At 70.0% G+C, this 1893-nt stretch carries 2 protein-coding genes; both read right to left on the bottom strand.

Features of this window, described 5'->3' with window-relative positions:
• Positions 1 to 681: 681 nt before the first annotated feature.
• Positions 682 to 1257, bottom strand: coding sequence for a DUF1003 domain-containing protein (locus KGQ19_RS48440; RefSeq protein ID WP_212022382.1), 576 nt, complete (start codon positions 1255 to 1257; stop codon positions 682 to 684).
• Positions 1258 to 1329: 72 nt separating this feature from the next.
• On the bottom strand, positions 1330 to 1893 hold a 564-nt coding region (locus KGQ19_RS48435), incomplete at its 5' end, for a LytR C-terminal domain-containing protein (protein ID WP_212022380.1).

Here is a 1893-nt window from a genome sequence, read left to right as displayed (position 1 = left end):
TGCGTCTTCGTTCCTTGCGATTGCTATTCTTCCGGCTGGTTTTCGGTTCGTTCCCCTCGGTCGCGTCGGCAGGGCTTCGCCTACAGTGCCGGTGGCCGGGGGTCAAGTTCGCGCTATCAAAAACCGCCGCCTACCTGCATGTCCGCAGCGCGCGGACTTTACCCCCGGACACCGGTGCTGTACCCCCCGGGCTGACGACGCGGCCGTGGGGAACGGACCGCACCACCTCAGGGACCGCCGCCGCTGAGACTAGATCGGCCACCCTAGGGAACCGCGCTAGTTTCCCTGAGGTTGCCGAGGCCCGCCGGAGGCCCGGCCCTTCACCACAGCTCTTGACCTTGACCTTGCTTGTGGCTCTTGATCTGGCCTTTGCTCGTGCTCTGACTTGCTGGAGTTGAAGAGGCATGAGGTGCGGCGGGGTTGTGAACGCGCGAACCGGCAGCCGATAGACAGACTCGCCGCCCCGAACCCCGAACCGGTACAACTATGACCGAAGGCCGTAAAAATCGCCTTTCAAACCACAGCCCAACCGCAACCCGGCCCACAAACTCCAGCCCCAGCAAACTCCACCCGCCCACGAATCCCGCCCGCCGACCGGCGCGTCGCGAACCACGCCACGAACCACATCGCGAACTCCCGAGCAAAGCGCGAACTCCCAGGCAAACGTTGCCCGACGTGGCGCTAGGCTGGCGAGTCGGCGCCGTCACCGGCCCCAGCGCTACCGCCATCGGAATCCGTAGTACCGGCCGTGGCGGAACCGCCGGTGTCGCTCTCCAGCCCCTCGACGTCGATCACCGGGACCGGGTCCAGGCCGAGGTGCGCGGCGATCCGCGTCATCAGGGCGTCCTGCGCCGCCAGGTGCTCCTGGAGCTGCGCGGTCTCGTGCAGTGTGGCGCTGGCGTCGTGGTACGTCGCCTCGCTGCGCGCGTCGGCGGCGGCGGCCTGCACGTTCTGTCCCACCATGATCACCGACAGCAGCACCAGCTGCAGGAAGGTCTGCGCGACCCAGGCCACGATCGTCGAGGCCCCGCCCCGGATCGCGGACGGCAGGCTGATCAGGTCGAAGGCGGCGAACAGGTACGCGCACCACATCGAGCCCACGGCCGTGGTGATCAGCAGCGCGGCCTTGGTGTTGAACCGGGTGAAGGCGTTGTCGGTGCGGTGCTGGTCGGCGACCTTGACCGGGCCGACGGCGTGCCGGGCGGCGATGTGCGGGTGCGGTATGTGCTCGTAGTGCAGGTGCTTGGGCAGGTCCATCGGGCTCTCCGTTCATCGGCCACCGCGGCGGGGCCGGGGTGATCGGTCGGTTCACACGGTCGGTTCACACGGTCAGTTCACGCACGTGATCCCGTTGTCCATGGCGATGCCGGGCGAGTTCGCCGGATCCGGGGTTCCGGACGGATCCGGGTTCGCCGGGTCCGTGGCGCCGGATCCGGTCCCGTCGCCGGGTGCCGCGGGCTGCGGGTCACCGGGCGGAGTGTAGTCGGCGCCGAGCCTGATCAGCACATGTCCGGCCGTGGTGCGGGCCGAGGGGGCGGGCACGGCCTGGACACCGAGCGTGGCCGCGAGCTGTCCGGCCGCCTTCTCCGCGCCCTTGCCGTAGAAGATCGTCGTGTGGTTCTGGGACGCCGCACCGGCGGTCTTGTCCACCGGCCAGCCCGACGCCGACAGCCAGTCGCCGACCGTGGTGGCCAGGCCGTTCTTGGCGGTGGCGTTGTAGAGGTCGACCACGGTGTTCGTGTCCGGCGGCGCGATCGCCGCCGGACGCATGCCGGCGGCCGCGCCGCGGGCGGCCGGGAGCGGGGGGAGGGCCGGGGCGCCGCCGGTGCCGGGTGCGCCGGCGGCTGATGGCACACCCGAACCCGAGCCCGAACCGGCCTGATCCGACAGCGC

It is taken from the genome of Catenulispora pinistramenti (assembly GCF_018274385.1).
GTDB classification, from domain to species: Bacteria; Actinomycetota; Actinomycetes; order Streptomycetales; family Catenulisporaceae; genus Catenulispora; species Catenulispora pinistramenti.
This window is presented reverse-complemented; position numbering and strand designations above follow the sequence as displayed.

Coding starts and splice junctions, on each gene's coding strand:
- KGQ19_RS48440 (WP_212022382.1), bottom strand. CDS start 1,257: ATGGACCTGCCCAAGCACCTGCACTACGAGCACATACCGCACCCGCAC.